We start from the raw sequence: 18,208 nt of genomic DNA, 5'->3' as shown, positions 1-18,208 counted from the left end.
GGTGTCCCGCCACGCTTCTCTCAGCTTGCCCGAGGCCTCTGCCATGAGATTCAAGTTCAACGCGCTGTACCGCCTGGGCGCCTGGGGCGCGGCCGCCTGCATGGTGGCGATCTGCACCCTGGTCGCCCTCCAGGTCACCTTCCGCCTGGTCGACGCCCTGCTGGTGCTGGTGGGCATGCGCCGTCTCGGCCTGGGCATCACCGGCCTGTCGGAGATCGCCGCCTACCTGCTGGTGGGGGCCACCTTCCTCGGCCTCGCCTATACCTTCGTCCACCATGCGCACATCCGGGTCACGTTGCTGATCGGCCGGTTGCCGTCCGCGGCGCGCGCCTGGTTCGAGGTGTTCTGCCTGCTGGTGGCGCTCGCCATCAGCCTTCTGCTGGGCTACGGCCTGGTGGAACTCGCTCGCGAGAGCCGCGCCTTCCATGACGTCTCCTCGGGTTTCCTGTCGATCCCGCTGTGGATTCCCCAGACGGTGCTGGCCACCGGCGTCGGCCTGCTCTGCCTGGCGCTGGCCGAGGCCCTGGCCATCACGCTGCGCATAGCCATCCGTGAACCGCACCGCTTCCGTGAGGCGACCGCCACCGACGACACCGAAACGCCATGAACCTCGCCTCAACCACACGGAGACACCCCTCGTGCTGATACTCAGCCTGGCTACCATCGCCACCCTGGCCATCCTGCTCGGCAGCGGGGTGTGGATCGCCTTCGCCCTGATCGGTACCGCCTGGATCGTGCTGGCCTTCTTCAGTTCCTTCGACCCGGGTCCGATTCTCGCCTCCGACTTCTGGGGCGCCAGCTATGGCTGGGACCTGACCGCCCTGCCGATGTTCATCTGGATGGGCGAGATCCTGTTCCGCTCGGGGCTTGCCGACAATATGTTCCGCGGCCTTTCGCCCTGGCTGAACCGCATGCCCGGGCGGCTGCTGCATACCAACATCCTTGGCAGCGGCATGTTCGCCGCCGTGTGCGGCTCCTCGGCCGCTACCTGCGCCACGGTGGGCAAGATGACCCTGCCCGAGCTGGAGCGTCGCGGCTATGACGCCAACATGGCCATCGGCACCCTGGCCAGCGCTTCCACGCTGGGCCTGCTGATCCCGCCCTCGATCGTGCTGATCGTCTACGGCGTGGTCACCGAGCAGTCGATCTCGCGGCTGTTCATGGCCGGTATCGGCCCGGGGCTGATGATCCTGGCACTGTTCATGACGTACCTCGTTGCCTGGTCGCTGCTCCGGGGCAATCGCCGCGGTCTCACCGGCCAGGACGAGTCCGGCCTGCCGCTGGCCAGGAAGCTGCGCCAGACGCTGGAACTCGTGCCGATCCTGCTGCTGATCGGCGGCATCATCGTGTCGATCTACGGCGGGCTGGCCTCGCCCACCGAAGCCGCTGCGGTCGGCGTGGTACTGTCGATGGTGATCGCCCGCTGGAACGGCAGCTTCGGCCTTGCCGTGTTCCGCGAATCGCTGTTCGCTGCCATCCGCACGGCCTGCATGATCGCCTTCATTATCGCCGGCGCCTCGTTCCTGACCTCCGCCATGGGGTTCACCCAGGTGCCCATGCAGCTGGCTCGGGCCATCGGCGAGATGGGCCTGTCGCCGACCATGCTGCTGGTGGCACTGACCCTGCTGTTGCTGGTGATGGGCTGCTTTCTCGACGGTATCTCGCTGATCCTGCTGGTGACCGCCATCATCATGCCGCTGGTCAGTGCCGCCGGCTTCGACCTGATCTGGTTCGGCATCTACCTGGTGATCGTGGTCGAAATGTCGCAGATCACCCCGCCGGTGGGCTTCAACCTGTTCGTCATCCAGGGCCTGACGGGCAAGGACATCGTGACCATTACCAAGGCCACGCTGCCCTTCTTCCTGCTAATGCTGCTGGCGATCGCGCTGATGCACCTGTTCCCCGAGGTCGCGCTCTACCTGCCGCAGAGCATGACCCGCTAGCACGCTAGGCCTTGGCGTCGCCGTCCCGCGCCTCCTCACGCGGGTTGCGCGGATAGTAGCGCTCCGGCTGGCGCTCGACATGGGCAAAGAAGCGCGTGTCCTTGTAGGGCATCTTCATGAAGCCCGACACCCCCAGCCCCTCGATCAGCCCGACGGCATCGAGAATGTCGTCGAGCCGGTCGCGGAACTCGGCCTCGCGGGAAGGATCGAGCAGACGGTAATAGCTGTGTATCTTGAGGTGCTGGGGCAATGCCTCGAAGATGATCATGCCGGTGTGATGGATCTCGTTGAGCGCCTCCAGCGAAGTGATGATCGTTTCCGGCAGGACCAGGAACTCCTCGGGATCGGGGCCGTCCTCGAAGTAGCTGTGCAGCCGGCTGCGGTCCTCGAGTTCCGGCACCGCGCTGACCTCGTAGCGCAGCCGCATGCCGGGCTCGATCACGAACGGGTGCGCCGGGCTCTCGCGGTCCAGGTGCAGGGTGTCGCGGGCATTGAACAGGCAGCTCTTGAAGATGCCCTGGCGATAGATGGCCCGGGCCAGGTTGACCATGTTGTTGACCGCCGCGACGAACGCCGGCTTGAGCGTCGAGTCGTGTAGGTTGAGCGAGGTATCGATGTAGACGCCGTCGGCTTCCCAGCGCACGGCGAGACCACCCACCACCGGATACTTGCCCAGCCGGCTCACCGCCGCCAGGAAGGCCTTCTCGGTCTCGCCCATGCCCTGCATGAAGTTCTTGTAGTAACGGTCGAGCTGGACGTCGTTGACGTCATTGAGCGTCTCGCGACCGCCCTCCTCGCGCAGGAACGCCTTGCGCGAGCTGTAGACCACGGTATCGATCTCCCGCGTCGAAGGCCTGACCCAGGTTGGCACCAGCGGCGTCTCAGGCGCTTCCGGCAGGTCGATCATCACCACCCGCGCCAGGCGCGGCATCTCGCGAATGAAGTGATCGCCGGCGCGCAGCCGCACCCGCGGGTCAGGGTCCAGCATACCGTCGAGCATGCGCGCAAATTCCATGGGCAAGCCCAGCGAGGTGGCCGGGATGGCCCGGTGGCCGAAGCGGCACGACTGGGCCGAGGCCAGCGCGTAGAGCGTGCCCGCGGTGCCCTGCTCGTCGAAGCGCGGCGAAGAGAGCGCCCCGTTCAACTGCTCCTCGCCGATGAAGTAGACATCGCCCAGGCGCGCATTGGTCTGCTGCAGGTTATCCGACATCAGCTCCATGACGTTGGCCGTTACGAACTGCTGGCTGGCGTCGAGCTGGGCGAACACCGACGAGCCCCAGTCGATCAGCGCCACCGCCTCGCGGCGCGCGTCGAAGACCAGGTTCGAGGGCTTGATGTCGCCATGCACGACGGGGCGCCCCGCCGGCCCCGACTCGCGGCGCAGGCTGCGCAGGATGTCGGCGAGCTGGTCGGCGATACGCACCACGAGGCGCGGCGACAGGCGCCCCTCGCGCAGCGAGACCTCCTCCAGGTTGATACCCGGCGCCCGCTGCATCACCAGGATCGACTGGTTGCGCACGCGCTGGAAGGCGATCAGCCTCGGCACACGGGGGTGATCGACCTGCTCCAGCATGAACGCCTCCTCCTCGAGGCGATCCTGCAGCTGCTGGGGCAGGTTGACCCGGGTGAACTTGAACACATACTCCTCATCGTGGGCGGTGGTCCCGGCGAATACGAAGCCGTAGGCGCCCTTGCCAATCAGTTCGATGTCGCGGTAGCCCAGTTGCCCTAGCTGGGCCTGGCACAGCGCCACCCACTCCTTCAGCTTGCGCGCATCGTCGTGGCTGAGCAGGTAGATCGACTGCTCTTCGGGAATATAGAACTGCTGCAGCGGCGCCTGGGACATGTGGAATTGCCCATCGAAAGGGAGCCGTCGCGGGCACGCTCGCCCGGACGGCTCTGCCGGACTAACCGAGATGCAGGAGCATGGTCTCGGGGCTCTCTAGGTAGCCCTTCCAGGCGTTGCAGAAGCGCGCGATGGTGCCGCCATCGATCACCCGGTGGTCCCCCGCCCAGGTCACCGTCATGATCGCCCGCCTCACCACCTCGCCGCGGTCGTCGAAGCGCGGTAGCCACTGGCTCTTGCCGATGGCGACGATGGCCAGCTCCGGCGCGTTGATGATCGGCGCCGCATAGGTGCCGCCGAAGGCGCCGATGTTGGAGATGCTGATGGTGCCGCCCTTCAGGTCCTCCTGGGCCACCCGCCCTTCGCGCGCATCGGCGGTGAGGCGCTGGATCTCGCGCGCCACCTCGAGCACGCTGCGCTGCTCCACCTGCTTGACGTTGGGCACGATCAGGCCGGACTGACTGTCCACCGCCATGCCGACGTTGACCGACGGCAGGTAGTGGATCTCGGTCACTTCGGCGTTGAGCCGGGCATTGAGGATCGGCTCCTCGCGCACCGCCAGCGCCAGCGCCTTCATGAAGAACGGCATCAGCGTCAGGCGCACCTGCTGTGTCTCGGCCACCGGCTTGAGTCGCTCGCGCAGCGCCAGCAGCTCGGTGACGTCAACCTCCTCGCCGTACTGGAAGTGCGGGATGGTGCTGGCCGACTCGACCATGCGCCGCGCCATCACCGCACGCACGCCGCGAATCGGCTCGACCCGCACTTCGCCTTGCGGCTCCCGCGGCGCCGTTCCCTGCTGAGATGCCTCGCGGCGAGCGGGCGGGGTGACGCCCCGTGCGGGTCTCGCTTCACCCCGCTCGACCTGGCCGTGTTCCGGCTGTTCGTCCTCGAGGTAGCGCAGCACGTCCTGCTTGAGCACGCGACCATCCTTGCCCGAACCGGCTATCGCCTCGAGCGACAGGCCGTGCTCGCGCACCAGGCGCCGCACCGCGGGGCTGGCCGGAATGCGGCCGTAGGGGCCGCGGCCGCCGCTGGCCGCAGGTTCCACGCTCTCCCTGCGCCCAGGCGTTTGCGACACGTCGGGTTCGGTACGAGACGCTGCGGCGCTCACGAGCTCTTCGCTCTCCCCGGCATGGGCCGGCACATAGGCGAACAGCGGCGCGTGCACCTTGGCGACCTCGCCCTTGGGCACGTAGAGCTTGCTCACCGTGCCCGCCTCGGGCGCGGTGATCTCGACCAGCGCCTTGTCGGTCATCACGTCGACCAGCGGCTGGTCCTCCTCGATCGCCTCGCCCTCGGCCACGCGCCACTCCACCACTTCGCATTCGACGATGCCCTCGCCGATATCGGGCAGAATGAAATCCTTGGGCTTGGCACCCGCCGACGTAGTGGTGGCGGCAGGCGACGATGACGCCGCGGGCGGCGGCGCTTCCGCCGCCGGGCTCGCCATTTCGTCCTCGTCGCGCGCGGCGGGACGCGGCGGCTCGACCGCCCCACTGCTCTCGCCCCCTTCGCCATGCGCCTCGTAGGCGAACAGCGGGGCGTGGACCTTGGCGATCTCGCCCTTCGCCACGTACAGCTTGGTGACGCGCCCCGCCTCCGGGGCGGTGATTTCGACCAGCGCCTTGTCGGTCATGACCTCGACCACCGGCTGGTCCTCGGCAATCTCGTCGCCCTCGCTCACGCGCCATTCGACCACTTCGCACTCCACGATACCTTCGCCGATATCGGGCAGCATGAAATCGCTCATCGTTCTCTCCTGTCCTGATATCGGGCGTCAGAACGCCACGGATGCCTTGATCGCTTCGAAGATCTTGAGATGGTCGGGCAGATACTCCTTCTCCAGCGTCAGCGGGAAAGGCGTGTCCAGCCCGGTCACGCGTTCGATGGGCGATTCCAGGTACAGGAAGCAGCGCTCCTGGATGGTGGCGGCGATCTCACCGGCGAACCCGCCGGTACGCGGCGCCTCGTGGGTGATCACCAGGCGGCCGGTCTTGAGCACCGATTCGACCACGGTGTCCTCGTCCCAGGGCAGGATGCTGCGCAGGTCGATCACCTCGCAGGAGACACCCTCCTTCTCGGCCAGCTCCACGGCGCGCTCGATCACTTCCATCTGCGCACCCCAGCCCAATACGGTGACGTCGCTGCCCTCCTTGGTCACCTCCGCCTCGCCGATGGGCAGCTGATAATCCTCCTCGGGCACCTCGCCCACCGCGGCACGGTAGAGCCGCTTGGGCTCGAAGAACAGTACCGGGTCGGGATCGCGAATCGCCGACAGCAGCAGCCCCTTGGCCTGGTACGGGTTGCGTGGCACCACCACCTTCAGCCCGGGCGTGTGGGCGAAGTAGGCTTCAGGCGACTGGGAATGATAGTGGCCGCCGGAGATGCCGCCGCCGTAGGGGGTGCGAATGGTCAGGCCGCCGACGTTGAACAGGTCGCCCGAACGATAGCGAAACTTGGCCGTTTCGTTGACGATCTGGTCGAAGGCCGGAAAGATGTAGTCGGCGAACTGGATCTCGGCCACCGGCACCGAACCCTGGGCCGCCAGGCCGTTGGCGAAGCCGATGATCCCCTGTTCCACCAGCGGCGTGTTGAAGCAGCGATCGCGGCCGTACTTCTCCTGCAGGTGGCTGGTGGCGCGGAAGACCCCGCCGAATACCCCCACGTCCTCGCCGAAGCAGAGCACCTTGTCGTCCTCGGCCATGGCGATGTCCAGCGCGTTGTTGATCGCCTGCAGCATGTTCATCCTGGGCATGTCAGGCTCCCCCCTGCTCGTCGCCGGCCTTGTGTTCACCGCCCGGCGCCTTGACGTCGGGGTCGAGCGATCTTGCCCCCTTCGGATAGGCGTCGGGGTGCTTGCGGATATGGGTCTTGAGCGCGTCGAGCTGACGCTGCAGCGCCGGCGTGACGTCGGCGTAGACATCCGTGACCAGGCTCTCCAGCGGGGGCGGCGGGCGCTTCTCGGCACGCTTCATGGTTTCGAGGACCTCACGGCGCAGGCTGTCCTGCAGCTCCTTCTCGCGTTCTTCGCTCCACCAGCCGCGCTCGATGAGCCAGCGCTGCATGCGCAGGATCGGGTCCTTCTCGCGCCACGCCTCCTCTTCCTTGCGTGAGCGGTAGCCGGAGGGATCGTCGGACGACGAATGCGCGGCCAGGCGGTAGGTCATGGCCTCGATCAGCACCGGCTGGTTCATCTCCACGGCGAGCTTGCGCGCTTCCTGGGTGGCGCGGTAGACCGCCAGCACATCGTTGCCGTCGACGCGGATCACGTGCATGCGGTAGCCGAAGGCGCGTGGGGCGATGCCGTCGGCGGCGAACTGCTCGCTGGAGGGGGTCGAGATGGCATAGCCGTTGTTGCGGCAGAAGAAGATCACCGGCACCTTGTGCACCGAAGCCATGTTGAGCGCGGCATGGAAATCCCCTTCGGAGGCCGCCCCCTCGCCGAAGAAGGTGATGGTGCAGTGGCCCTCGCCGGCCAGTTTTTGGCCGTAGGCGTAGCCGGTGGCCTGGGGAATCTGGGTCGCCAGCGGCGACGAAATGGTCATGTAGTGCAGCTTGCGCGAGCCGTAGTGGATCGGCATCTGCCGGCCCTTGCCGTAGTCGAGCTCGTTGCCGAACAGCTGGTTCATGAACTCGTCGTAGCTGAAGCCACGATAGACCAGGGCCCCCTGCTCGCGGTACTGGGCCATGATCATGTCGGCATCGTCGAGCGCTGCGGTGGCGCCGATCACCGCTGCCTCCTCGCCGGTGCACTGCATGTAGAACGACAGACGCCCCTGGCGCTGCGCCGCCATCATCCGCTCATCCAGTACCCGTGTGATGAGCATGGCGCGGTAGATCTTGAGCGCTTTGTCCTCGTCGAGCTCGGGCGCCTCGGCGCCCTCGAACAGCGTGCCGTCCTGCTGCAACAGGCGGAAGGTAGGAATGTGGAACTCGTCGCCGGTCATGAAGCTCGGCGCGTAAACGTCGTGTGTTGTTGTCATCTTCCTGATCCTTGGGTAATGGCAGGAGGAATACCGCCCCTCGTGAGGGCAGTGTTGTCTCTAATGTAGCCGTCTGCCAGAGGGTCACTCCAGCAGGCCGCCAACGCTGGATAGGCTGACGTTAACGTAAGATGAATCCTGCCGCATCCCTTTTTACTGCTTCATAGTACAATGGTATAGGCATTCGACTACCTCACGCCAAGTACACAACATTATCGTCCAGTCATGACCTCAACGCCGTGAAGTGGCGACGCCGCAGCCGCCGCGCCGCGACCCGCCCCATGACCGCCAGGCTGTCGCCGTCCGCAGACCAGCGTGAAAAACCTCGTGCCTTTCCCTTGCTGCGCCTCGCCATCCCTACTAGAAAGGGAGGGGCGTGCCGAAACGAGCACCCCATCCTCACGCGCTCCCGCACGTGACAACACACTGGTCCACCCCGGGCAGCGGAGCCTGCCCGTGGACAGTCGACAGGGAGTATTCGCATGACTCGCCACCTCGACGCCGCCTCGTCAAACGCCCTCGAGGCCCATCGCACCCCGGCAGAGCAGGCCGCAGCGCATGCCGCCCTGTTTCGCCCCGATCCTACGCTCATCCCTGAACTTCGCTCGGAGCTCGATGCCCTCCTGACACGGCAGCAGGACGACTATGCCGGCCTGACCCGAATGCAGCAGGCGACCGCCCTGTTCGACGACTTGCATGAACAGCCCCTCACGCAGGAGCTTGAAGCCGCCCTGGCGGCACTACGCGAGGGCCCCGCGGGCCAGCTGGTGCGACGCTTCAACGAGGCGGTCGCCCCCAGTGCCCCGCCACCCGCAGGCGAGGAGGACGGCGACGAAGAACGCCCCGTGGAAACCGTCACCCTGGGCGATACCGAGGAGGACGCGTCGTACGACGACATGGGCGACGCGGCCCTGGCACTGAGCCTGAGCGCCGACGAACGGAACGAGGAGTACCACGGCGTCTTCCGCTTCGACGGCAGCGGCCCGGCGACGATCGACACCTTCCTGTCGGAGGATCCGAACCCCGACTACGATTCGCCCAGCGGCACCTATCACCTTCCCAACAGCGAGACGTTGAGTCTGCAAGTGGCCGATGAGACCGGTTTCAGCGGCACCCTCCATGCCGATGCGGCGCAGACGCTGGAGGTGGATGCGACCGGCTGGTTGAACGATGCCACGCTGCACGGCGCCAGCCTGACCGAAGCCACCTTCGACATGGACATGGTGAGCCGCTACGAGGGCGACGACGCCCATGGCGGTACTTACCATGCGATGGACATCGATGCCGAGAGCCTGGATCGACTGACGATCCAGGGCGATGCCCGCTTTCACCTCACCTCCATCGGCGAGTCTGAGGCCCTGCGGCGCGTGGATGCTGACACTGATGGCGAGTTCCTGCTCTCGGGTTTCGAGCTCGACCATCTGGAAGAAGCCAAACTAAGCGGCGGCGGCCGGGTCGTCTTCTATGCGGACGAGGCCAGCACACAGGCCGAATCGGTTCGCATCGACGCGGCAGAACTCAGCAGCGACGTCTTACCCATTCCGCCCGGCGAGGACACCTTGAACGCCAGCATCGGCGCCTTTGACGGCCCGACACGAGGCACGGCCGAGATCATCGGCTCGCAGGAGGGCCAGAACACTCTCGCTGTCAGCGGGCGCGACCTTTCCTACACCGGGGGTGAAGGCACCGACCTCCTGAACTACGCTGGCGCTGGGGAGCTGGACGACATGGCCGCTTTCCATATCCAGGCCCCCAGTGCCAGCGTCCACTTCACCGACGTGGCGGCAGACGGAGAGCTGGCGCTCGATGAAGGCCTTGTCCGGGCTAGCGGTGACAGCCTAGTGCAGACCGAGGCGTTCCTGGCGCTGACCGGCGACATGTTGCACCCCGAGAGTAGCAACGGCGAAGTCACCATCGAGGCGAACGGCGAGGTGGCGCTGGATCCCTTCCGCCCCTCCCACATCGAGCCGGAAGCCTACAACAGCGCCTACTTCGCACGCGAAACCGGCGACAGCCACTGGTCGGTCGACGAGGAGGGTCGCTTCGACGGCCGCTTCGACTTCGACGCCAGCGTGACCAATGCCGAGGACGAGACCCTGGATGGCCTGCTGTTCGAGGACGACGAGGGCGACCTCTTCTACGTGCTGGATACCGATACCGCCCCCGGCATCGAGGCGGGAGCGGATGCCTTTCGCATCGGCGAGGTGGGTGACGGCTGGGCCGATGGCGGCGACGTGCAGAGCGCTGCCGAGGTCGACGCCGTCATCGATGATCGCGCCCTGGCGCTGCTGGGCGTGGGTGAGACGACGCTGACCGAGCATGGCGAACTGGCCTGAGGCGCATTGGGAAGGCGCCTGCCGCGCGCGGCGCTAGCCGCGACGCAGCAGGTGTTCGAAGCCGCTGTCCACCGCCAGCGCCAGCAGCCCGATCAGCACGGCACCCTGTACGATGTAGGCCGTATTGCCGTTGACGATTCCGGTGATGATGGGATCGCCTAGGTTGCTCGCTCCCACCGTGGCGCCCAGTGCCGCGGTGGCGATGTTGATGGTCACCGAGGTGCGGATACCGGCAAGAATGACCGGCGCCGCCAGCGGCAGCTCGACCTGGCGCAGCACCTGCCCCGCGGTCATGCCCATGCCGCGCGCCGCCTCGTGCACCTCGGCAGGGATGCCGCCGATGCCGGCCAGGGTGTTGCGCACGATCGGCAGCAGGCCGTACAGCAGCAGCGCGACGATGATCGGCAGGGTGCCGAAACCGAGCACCGGCACGGCCAGCGCCAGCACGGCCACCGGGGGGAAGGTCTGGCCGATGGAGGCCAGCTGCGATACCAGCGGCAGGAAGTCACGGCCGGCGGGTCGCGTGACGGCGATCGCGGCCCCCACCCCCAGCACCACCGCCAGCAACGAGGCGACACCCACCACCAGGATGTGCTGACCCAGCAGCGCGAAGAAGCCCGATCGGCGATAGACCACGGCGCGCACGTCGGGCTCGATCAGGCGAAACAGCCACTCGAGCTGCCCCATCCCGGCCGACAGCAGCAGCAGCAGCGCGAGCCAGGCGAGCGGCGTCAGCCAGCGGCGCGACCTGGCCAGCGGCGTGATGCGGCGGGCGCCGTGGGCCGTCGACTTCATGACGCCCTGGCCCCGAGCAGACGACGCAGCGACAGCTCGCCGATGGGAATGTCCTCCTCGTCGACCACCGTCAGGCGATCCACCTGATGCCACAACATGACCGACAGCGCCTGGCTCAGCGACGCCCCGTAGGCAATCCGCTCGCTGGCCAGCAGCCGGGGCCCCAGCGGCAGCATGCGTTCGCCGACCTTGATCAGTGCCGCCTCCTTGAGGCCGCGATCCATGCCGCCCAGCAGCGACTCGACGAAGGCATTGGCCGGATCGTGCAGCAGCTCGATCGGCCCGCCCTGCTGCACGATCCGGCCCTGATGCATGACCACCAGACGGTCGGCCAGCGACAACGCCTCGTCCATGTCATGGGTGACGAAGACGATGGTCTTGTGTAGCCGCGCCTGAAGCTCGCGCAGCTCCTGCTGCAAGGTCTCGCGGGTGATCGGGTCCAGCGCGCCGAACGGCTCGTCCATCAGCAGGATATCGGGATCCGCCGCCAGCGCTCGGGCCACGCCGACGCGCTGCGCCTGGCCGCCGGAGAGCTGGCGCGGGTACTTGTCGGCAAACTCGGCCACCGGCAGTCCCAGCAGCCGCATCAGCTCCTCGACTCGTTCGCGCACTCGCGCCCTGGGCCACTTGAGCAGGCGCGGCACCAGGCCGATGTTGCGCGCCACCGTCCAGTGGGGAAACAGACCGGTGCTCTGGATGACGTAGCCGATGCGCCGGCGCAGAGTCACCTCGTCGAAACTGCGCACCGGCTGGCCATCCAGGTGGATCTCACCGCCATCGTGCTCGATCAGGCGATTGATCATGCGCAGCGTGGTCGATTTGCCGCAGCCCGAGGTGCCGACCAGGACACACAGCTCGCCCTTCTCGATTCGCAGCGTGATGCCATCCACGGCGGTCTCGTCGCCGAAGCGCTTGGTCACGTCGAACAGTTCGATCATGCGGCCCCTCCCGGTCGCAGGCATTCACTCAGGGAACCGAACAGCGCATCGGCCAGCAGCGCCAGGGCGATGATCGGCAAGGCGCCGAGCAGCACCATGTCCATGGCCGCCTGCCCCAGCCCCTGGAAGATGAAGGTCCCGAGCCCCCCCGCGCCGATCAGTGCCGCCACCGCCGTGAGCCCGATCGCCTGCACGGTGGTGATACGCAGACCCTCGAGTACCACCGGCAGCGCCAGCGGCAGGCGCACCTGCAGGAACACCTGCCGCCGGCTCATGCCCATGCCGTGTGCCGACTCGATCACCGCGGGGTCCACCTCCTCCAGCGCCACGTGAATGTTGCGCACCATCGGCAGCAGGCTGTAGCCGAGCAGGGCCAGGAACGCCGGCGCCCAGCCGATGCCGCCGACGCCGAGCGCCGCGAGCCAGTCGAAACGCGCGCCGAGCCAGGCCAGCGGTGCCAGCAGCAGACCGAACAGCGCCAGGCTGGGTATGGTCTGCAGGAAGTTGAGCACGCCGAACCCCACCCGGCGTACCCCGGCATGTCGGCGCATGGCCAGGACCAGCAGCACGGCCAGTATCAGGCTGGCGGCGACCGCCGCGCCCACCAGCATCAGATGCGTGCCCAGGGCGCCGATAAACTGGTCACTGCGGGCCTGGTACTCGCGCAGCAGCGCCAGCGGCTCGAGCCATAGTGCCAGCGCCACCCACCAGCCCGCGATCACCGGTATCTGGAGCAGCCAAGCCGTCGCCCGCGACAGCCCGAGCCGCGTGCGCAGCTCGATCAGCGCCAGCAGCAGCAGAAACAGCAGCAGCCAGAGGGAGGCACCGATGGCGACACGCGCCTGGGGCATGTCGGGCGTGACCAGCACGGCCGTTGCCGCCGAGAGCCACAGCGGCAGCAGCGTCAGCAGTGCCACCACGGTGGCCAGCGACAGCCGCAGCCCCTTGTCGTGCGGCCGCCAGGCGAGGACCGCGACGGCGAGCATCGGCACGGCCAGCAGTAGCGCCGGCCAGCCGTTCATGACGTCCAGCGCCGAATGCGGCGTGCCGGGCACGATCCGGTTGGCTGCCAGGCTCACCGCATCGAGGGTGAGCCACGCCGCCGCGGCGCACAGCATCAGGCTCAGCAGGACCCAGTTGGGGGATGGTCTGCCCTCAGCCACGCTCAGTCCTGCAGCCCGGCCAGATACTCCTCGGCGACCTGGCGCGGGTCGAGGCCCTCCACCGCCACCCGGCCATTGAGCTCCTGCAGCGTCTCGAGATCCAGCGACCGGAACAGCGGTTCGAGCAGTTCGGCAATCTGCGGATGGGCATCGAGCACTTCCTGGCGCACCACCGGGGCCGGCTGGTAGACCGGCTGCACGCCCAGCGTATCCTCCAGCACCACCAGGTCGAGGGCATTGAGCCCGCCGTCGGTGCCGTAGGTCATGGCGCCGTTCACGCCGCTGGTCTGCTGGGCGGCAGCGCGCATGGTGGCTGCGGTGTTGCCGCCGGAAAGCACCAGCAGCTGATCGGCGCTCAGTTCGAAGCCATAGGCCTCCTGGAACGCCGGCAGCGCCTGCTCCGACTCGACGAACTCCGCGCTGGCGGCGAACTTGAACTCCCCGCCTTCATCCAGATATTCGGCGAGATCCTCTAGGGTTTCGAGGCCATGCTCGCGGGCCAGGTCGCCGCGCACGCTCATCGCCCAGGTGTTGTTGGCCTGCGCCGGCGTCAGCCATACCAGCCCATTCTCGGCATCCCGCTCGCGCACCGTTTCAAAGGCCCGTGCCGCATCGTGCCAGACGTCGCTGTCGGCCATGTCGAAGAAGAAGGCGCCATTGCCGGTGTACTCGGGATAGAGGTCGATCTCGCCGCTCATCAAGGCCTGGCGCACGATATTGGTGGCGCCGAGCTGCAGCCTGTCCTCGGTCTCGATACCGCCCTGCTGCAGGCGCTGAATGATCAACTGGCCCAGTACCGAGCCTTCCGTATCGATCTTGGAAGCGACCGTCACCGGTTCGTTGGCCTGCACGCCGGCAGCGAGCAGCAGGGAAGAGGCGGCTAGCGCCGCCAGACCGGACAAGGAGCGTTTCATGTCACCACCATCCGTTGTGAATGTCAGTAGAGTATAAGGCGTGTACAGTTTGACTGTCAGACCCCGATCTCAACGCGGAACCACAGGCCCACCATGTCCGAGGACGATGCCGCCCTGCTCGCCCGATGTCATCATCCGCTGGTGCGCGACCTGGCGTGGATCGTGCTGGCGCCCGACCTGATCCGCACCCCCTGGCCGGGGCGCCCCAGCCGTGCGGACCTGGGCCTGGCGGGCGATGATCGCCTGGGCGACTGGCTCGATGAATGCGAAGCCAACCCCCAGGCATTGGAGCGCCGGGTGGGCAATACGGTCGACGGTCGCATGGGTCACTACCACGAGCGGCTGTGGCAGTACCTGCTCGACGCCGCACCGGGCACTCGCCTGCTCGCCAGCAACCTGAGGATACATGAGGGCAAGCGCACCCTGGGTGAACTCGACCTGCTCTATCGGCGACTCGACGACCCGACGCCGGTGCATCTCGAGGTGGCCATCAAGTTCTACCTCGGCTTGCCCACAGGACCGGGGCCGGACAATGGCCAGGCGCGCTGGATCGGCCCCGGCGGCGCCGACAGCCTGGCCACCAAGCGTGAGCATCTCGATCGGCATCAATTGCGCCTGACCGATCGCGCCGAGACCCGCCTAACGATCCGTCAGCATACCCAGCCACGCGACATCGGCCCGCCCCAGGACGCTACCATTCGGCGTCAGTTGGCGATACCGGGTGTGCTGTTTTACCCTTGGCAGCTTTCCATGCCGGCCCCAAACGAGGCGGCGTCCGATCACCTGCGCGGCCACTGGCTGCACTGGCGCGACTGGCGGCGCCTGCGCGACAGCCTGCCTCGGGACACACGGGCGGCCTGGCTGATAAAACCCCACTGGCTGGCGTTGCCGCGGTACGAAGCCTTTCTGCCCCTGCAACAGGTCGAGGCACGCCTCGCCCAGCATTTTTCCCGCCCGGCCGCACCGCTGCAGATTGCACTGCTCGATTCGTCTGCCTGCCGCCGCCTGAGGCGTCTCTTCGTCGTGGACGATGGCTGGCCGCTGCAGATTCCGCTGCCGCCTCGTTCACCTGCCTGAAACGACTGCGCCCGGTCGAAGCCGGGCGCAGAGAGCGGAGTCGCCCCGTCATGGCCGGGGCGACTCGAAGACCCAGCTCGTGCCTTCGCGCGAGTCCTTCAGCACGATGCCAAGTGCCGCCAGCTCATCGCGGATGGCATCGGCGGCGGCGAAGTCCTTCGCTTTCTTGGCCTCGGCCCGCTGGGCAATGCGCGCCTCGATCTCCTGCTCGTTGAGCGGCAGTGCCGCCTGGCCGCCCTTGAGGAAACGGGCTGGCTCCTGGCCGAACAGCCCCAGCACCCCGCCCAGGCGACGCAGCTCGGCGGCCAGGGGGGCAGCCTCGCCGGGCGCTTCCGCCTTGGCGCGATTCAGTTCTCGGGCCAGCTCGAACAGCACCGAGAGGGCCTCGGCCGTGTTGAAGTCGTCGTCCATGGCGGCGCTGAAGCGCTCGTCGAAGCGGCTATCGACCTCGCCCCTCGCGCCCCCGACATCCTGGAGCGCGATACCGTCGAGAGCGGTGTAGAAACGCTCCAGCGACTTGCGCGCCTCGGCCAGCGACTCGGGGGCGTAGTTGATCGGGCTGCGGTAGTGGCTGGCCACCAGCAGGTAGCGCACCACCTCCGGATCGTGAACCTCGAGCACCTCGCGGATGGTGAAGAAATTGCCCAGCGATTTGGACATCTTCTCCTGGTTCACCCGTACCGCCCCGGCGTGCATCCAGGTGTTGACGTAGGGCTTGCCGGTGGCCGCCTCGGACTGGGCGATCTCGTTCTCGTGATGCGGGAAGGTCAGGTCCGGCCCGCCGCCGTGGATGTCGAACGTCTCACCCAGGCAGCAGGTCGACATCGCCGAACACTCGATGTGCCAACCGGGGCGCCCCTCGCCCCAGGGCGAAGGCCAGCTCGCCTCACCCGGCTTGGCCGCCTTCCACAGCACGAAGTCGAGCGGATCCTCCTTGTGTTCGTCGACCTCGACCCGGGCGCCGGCGCGCATCTCGTCCGGCTTGCGGTTGTTGAGCTTGCCGTAGCCCTCGAACTTGCGCACCCGGTAGTAGACATCGCCGTTGTCGGCCGGGTAGGCATAGCCCTTGGCGATCAGGGTCTCGACCATGGCGATGATCTCGGGCACGTGCCCGGTGGCACGCGGCTCGTGATCCGGACGCAGCACGCCGAGGCGCGTCTCGTCCTCGTGCATGGCAGCGATCATGCGCTCGGTCAACGCCGTGATGCTCTCGCCGTTCTCGTCTGCGCGCTTGAGAATTTTGTCGTCGATGTCGGTGATGTTGCGCACGTAGGTGACATCGTAGCCACGCCAGCGCAGGTAGCGGGTGACCACATCGAAGGCCACCATCACCCGCGCATGGCCCAGGTGGCAGTAGTCATAGACGGTCATGCCGCAGACGTACATGCGCACCTTGCCCGGCTCGATCGGACTGAACGTCTCCTTGCGCCGCGTCAGCGTGTTGTAGATCTGCATGTCAGCCCTTCTTCTGTATCTTCGCCCAGCTGTCCTTCAGCCCAACGGTACGGTTGAACACCAGTTTGCCGTCACGACAGGCGTGGCGGTCGGCACAGAAGTAGCCCACGCGCTCGAACTGGAAGCGCGACTCGGGTGACGCCTCGGCCAGGCTGGGCTCGCCCATGGCCTGACAGACCTTGAGCGACTCGGGGTTGAGATGCTCGAGGAAATCGGCGTCCTTGTCCTTGTCGGGCTGCTCGACCAGGAACAGGTTGTCGTAGAGGCGTACCTCCATGGGCACCGCATGGGTCGCGCTGACCCAGTGGATCACACCCTTGACCTTGCGCCCTTCCGGGTTCTTGCCCAGGGTGTCGAAATCCACCGAGCAGCGCAGCTCCTCGATCCCGCCAGCGGCGTCCTTGACCACCTCGTCGCAACGGATCACGTAGGAGTTGCGCAGGCGCACCTCCTGCCCCGGCGCCAGGCGGAAGAACTTCTTGGGTGGTTCCTCCATGAAGTCGTCGCGGTCGATGTAGAGTTCGCGGGTGAACGGCACCCGGCGCAGGCTCATGTCCTCCCGGGCGGGATGTCCCGGCACCTCGTAGACTTCCTCGTGGTCCTCGGCCACGTTGGTCAACACCACCTTGAGCGGGTTGAGCACGCACATGGCGCGCGGCGCGTTGTCCTCGAGGTCCGAACGGATGGCGTGGTAGAGCATGGCGATGTCGACCAGCCCGCCGTCGGCGCGGGTCACGCCGATCATCTCGCAGAACTTGCGGATCGAGGCCGGGGTGTAGCCGCGCCGACGCATGCCCGAGATGGTCGGCATGCGCGGGTCGTCCCAGCCGTCGACGATACCCTCGTCCACCAGCAGCTTGAGCTTGCGCTTGGAGGTCAGGGTGTAATTCATGTTGAGCCGGGCGAACTCGATCTGACGCGGCTTGGCCGGCACCGGCAGGTTGTCGAGGAACCACTCATAGAGCGGACGGTGGTCCTCGAACTCCAGGGTGCAGATGGAGTGGGTCACCCCCTCGATGGCATCGGACTGGCCGTGGGCGAAATCGTAGGAGGGGTAGATCTTCCACTTGTCGCCGGTCTGGTGGTGATGGGCATGGCGAATACGGTAGAGGATCGGGTCGCGCAGGTTGATGTTGGGCGAGGCCATGTCGATCTTGGCCCTCAGCACCCGCTCCCCTTCGTTGAACTCGCCGGCGCGCATGCGCTCGAGCAGGTCGAGATTCTCCTCCACGCTGCGCTCGCGCCACGGGCTGGGGCGCCCCGGTTCGGTCAGGGTGCCGCGGTACTCACGCATTTCGTCGGGGGAGAGATCGTCAACGTAGGCCTTGCCCTCGCGAACCAGGTGCTGCGCCCATGCATAGAGCTGATCGAAATAGTCGGACGCATAGCGTACCGAACCGGCCCACTCGAAGCCGAGCCAGCTGACGTCCGCCTTGATGGCATCGATGTAGGCCTGCTCCTCCTTGGCCGGGTTGGTGTCGTCGAAGCGCAGGTGACAGTCTCCGCCGAACTGCTCGGCCAGCCCGAAATTCAGACAGATCGACTTGGCGTGTCCCACGTGCAGGAAACCGTTGGGTTCCGGCGGGAAACGGGTCACGACCTTGTCGGCACGGCCGGCCTGGATCTCGTCGCGGATCTGGTTGCGGATGAAATTCGGCGCACTGGCGTTTTCGCTGCTCATGTCGTTGCGGCAAACCTCTGGTTGGGTCGCGAATCGGGAAGGGGCCTCGGTATCGATGGGCCCGGTGCGCTTCGCGC

At 66.8% G+C, this 18,208-nt stretch carries 14 protein-coding genes; 4 read left to right on the top strand and 10 right to left on the bottom strand.

Annotated features, from left to right (window positions below; translation table 11 throughout):
- Positions 1-43: 43 nt before the first annotated feature.
- Entirely contained in the window at positions 44-607 is a 564-nt protein-coding gene (locus HNO51_RS10230; protein ID WP_209539133.1) for a TRAP transporter small permease, read from the top strand.
- 31 nt (positions 608-638) lie between these two features.
- Entirely contained in the window at positions 639-1,943 is a 1,305-nt protein-coding gene (locus HNO51_RS10225; RefSeq protein ID WP_197447264.1) for a TRAP transporter large permease, read from the top strand.
- Between the two features lie 4 nt (positions 1,944-1,947).
- Here the strand turns inward: HNO51_RS10225 and HNO51_RS10220 are convergent, their stop codons facing one another.
- The 4 genes from HNO51_RS10220 to HNO51_RS10205 all read right to left on the bottom strand — a co-directional run bounded on the left by HNO51_RS10220 (position 1,948) and on the right by HNO51_RS10205 (position 7,772).
- Positions 1,948-3,789 carry a protein kinase domain-containing protein gene (locus HNO51_RS10220; protein ID WP_209539132.1) on the bottom strand — a complete coding sequence of 614 codons (1,842 nt, stop codon included), beginning with the start codon at positions 3,787-3,789 and terminating at the stop codon, positions 1,948-1,950.
- A gap of 61 nt (positions 3,790-3,850) precedes the next feature.
- The gene (locus HNO51_RS10215) at positions 3,851-5,539 is read right to left on the bottom strand and encodes a dihydrolipoyllysine-residue acetyltransferase (RefSeq protein ID WP_209539131.1); all 1,689 of its coding nucleotides are present in this window, start codon (positions 5,537-5,539) and stop codon (positions 3,851-3,853) included.
- Positions 5,540-5,566: 27 nt separating this feature from the next.
- A complete protein-coding gene (locus HNO51_RS10210; protein WP_197447261.1) occupies positions 5,567-6,544 on the bottom strand; it encodes an alpha-ketoacid dehydrogenase subunit beta in 978 nt (325 codons plus the stop codon).
- A 1-nt stretch (position 6,545) separates the two neighbouring features.
- Positions 6,546-7,772, bottom strand: a complete 1,227-nt coding sequence (locus tag HNO51_RS10205; protein ID WP_197447260.1) for a thiamine pyrophosphate-dependent dehydrogenase E1 component subunit alpha — start codon at positions 7,770-7,772, stop codon at positions 6,546-6,548.
- A gap of 482 nt (positions 7,773-8,254) precedes the next feature.
- Between HNO51_RS10205 and HNO51_RS10200 the strand changes: the two genes are divergently transcribed.
- Positions 8,255-10,108 (top strand): hypothetical protein, encoded by a 1,854-nt coding sequence (locus tag HNO51_RS10200; protein ID WP_209539130.1) that lies wholly within the window; start codon positions 8,255-8,257, stop codon positions 10,106-10,108.
- Positions 10,109-10,141: 33 nt separating this feature from the next.
- On the opposite strand, the gene HNO51_RS10195 is transcribed toward HNO51_RS10200, so the two are convergent.
- The 4 genes from HNO51_RS10195 to osmF are packed head-to-tail and all read right to left on the bottom strand — an operon-like array spanning position 10,142 to position 13,918.
- Complete coding sequence (locus HNO51_RS10195) at positions 10,142-10,903, bottom strand: ABC transporter permease (protein WP_209539129.1); 762 nt, start codon at positions 10,901-10,903, stop codon at positions 10,142-10,144.
- Positions 10,900-11,841: an ABC transporter ATP-binding protein gene (locus HNO51_RS10190; RefSeq protein ID WP_197447257.1), complete on the bottom strand. Its 942-nt coding sequence runs from the start codon at positions 11,839-11,841 to the stop codon at positions 10,900-10,902. Before HNO51_RS10190 ends, HNO51_RS10195 begins: the two co-directional genes overlap by 4 nt.
- Positions 11,838-13,004, bottom strand: coding sequence for an ABC transporter permease (locus tag HNO51_RS10185; RefSeq protein WP_234283493.1), 1,167 nt, complete (start codon positions 13,002-13,004; stop codon positions 11,838-11,840). The genes HNO51_RS10190 and HNO51_RS10185 overlap by 4 nt, the downstream gene beginning before the upstream one ends.
- 2 nt (positions 13,005-13,006) lie before the next feature.
- Positions 13,007-13,918 (bottom strand): glycine betaine ABC transporter substrate-binding protein OsmF, encoded by a 912-nt coding sequence (osmF, locus tag HNO51_RS10180; protein ID WP_209539128.1) that lies wholly within the window; start codon positions 13,916-13,918, stop codon positions 13,007-13,009.
- 93 nt (positions 13,919-14,011) lie between these two features.
- Here osmF and HNO51_RS10175 point away from each other — a divergent pair, with 93 nt between their 5' ends.
- Complete coding sequence (locus HNO51_RS10175) at positions 14,012-14,995, top strand: DUF1853 family protein (protein ID WP_209539127.1); 984 nt, start codon at positions 14,012-14,014, stop codon at positions 14,993-14,995.
- 48 nt (positions 14,996-15,043) lie between these two features.
- On the opposite strand, the gene cysS is transcribed toward HNO51_RS10175, so the two are convergent.
- Together cysS and HNO51_RS10165 are read right to left on the bottom strand one after the other, a co-directional pair.
- Positions 15,044-16,450: a cysteine--tRNA ligase gene (cysS, locus tag HNO51_RS10170; RefSeq protein WP_209539126.1), complete on the bottom strand. Its 1,407-nt coding sequence runs from the start codon at positions 16,448-16,450 to the stop codon at positions 15,044-15,046.
- A gap of 1 nt (position 16,451) precedes the next feature.
- Positions 16,452-18,131, bottom strand: coding sequence for a glutamine--tRNA ligase/YqeY domain fusion protein (locus HNO51_RS10165; protein WP_197447253.1), 1,680 nt, complete (start codon positions 18,129-18,131; stop codon positions 16,452-16,454).
- Positions 18,132-18,208: the final 77 nt, after the last annotated feature.

The sequence above is a fragment of the Billgrantia sulfidoxydans genome (assembly GCF_017868775.1).
Classification (GTDB): Bacteria; Pseudomonadota; Gammaproteobacteria; order Pseudomonadales; family Halomonadaceae; genus Halomonas; species Halomonas sulfidoxydans.
This window is presented reverse-complemented; position numbering and strand designations above follow the sequence as displayed.

Coding starts and splice junctions, on each gene's coding strand:
- HNO51_RS10195 (WP_209539129.1), bottom strand. CDS start 10,903: ATGAAGTCGACGGCCCACGGCGCCCGCCGCATCACGCCGCTGGCCAGG.
- HNO51_RS10205 (WP_197447260.1), bottom strand. CDS start 7,772: ATGACAACAACACACGACGTTTACGCGCCGAGCTTCATGACCGGCGAC.
- HNO51_RS10190 (WP_197447257.1), bottom strand. CDS start 11,841: ATGATCGAACTGTTCGACGTGACCAAGCGCTTCGGCGACGAGACCGCC.
- cysS (WP_209539126.1), bottom strand. CDS start 16,450: ATGCAGATCTACAACACGCTGACGCGGCGCAAGGAGACGTTCAGTCCG.
- HNO51_RS10165 (WP_197447253.1), bottom strand. CDS start 18,131: ATGAGCAGCGAAAACGCCAGTGCGCCGAATTTCATCCGCAACCAGATC.
- HNO51_RS10200 (WP_209539130.1), top strand. CDS start 8,255: ATGACTCGCCACCTCGACGCCGCCTCGTCAAACGCCCTCGAGGCCCAT.
- HNO51_RS10230 (WP_209539133.1), top strand. CDS start 44: ATGAGATTCAAGTTCAACGCGCTGTACCGCCTGGGCGCCTGGGGCGCG.
- HNO51_RS10210 (WP_197447261.1), bottom strand. CDS start 6,544: ATGCCCAGGATGAACATGCTGCAGGCGATCAACAACGCGCTGGACATC.
- osmF (WP_209539128.1), bottom strand. CDS start 13,918: ATGAAACGCTCCTTGTCCGGTCTGGCGGCGCTAGCCGCCTCTTCCCTG.
- HNO51_RS10215 (WP_209539131.1), bottom strand. CDS start 5,539: ATGAGCGATTTCATGCTGCCCGATATCGGCGAAGGTATCGTGGAGTGC.
- HNO51_RS10175 (WP_209539127.1), top strand. CDS start 14,012: ATGTCCGAGGACGATGCCGCCCTGCTCGCCCGATGTCATCATCCGCTG.
- HNO51_RS10220 (WP_209539132.1), bottom strand. CDS start 3,789: ATGTCCCAGGCGCCGCTGCAGCAGTTCTATATTCCCGAAGAGCAGTCG.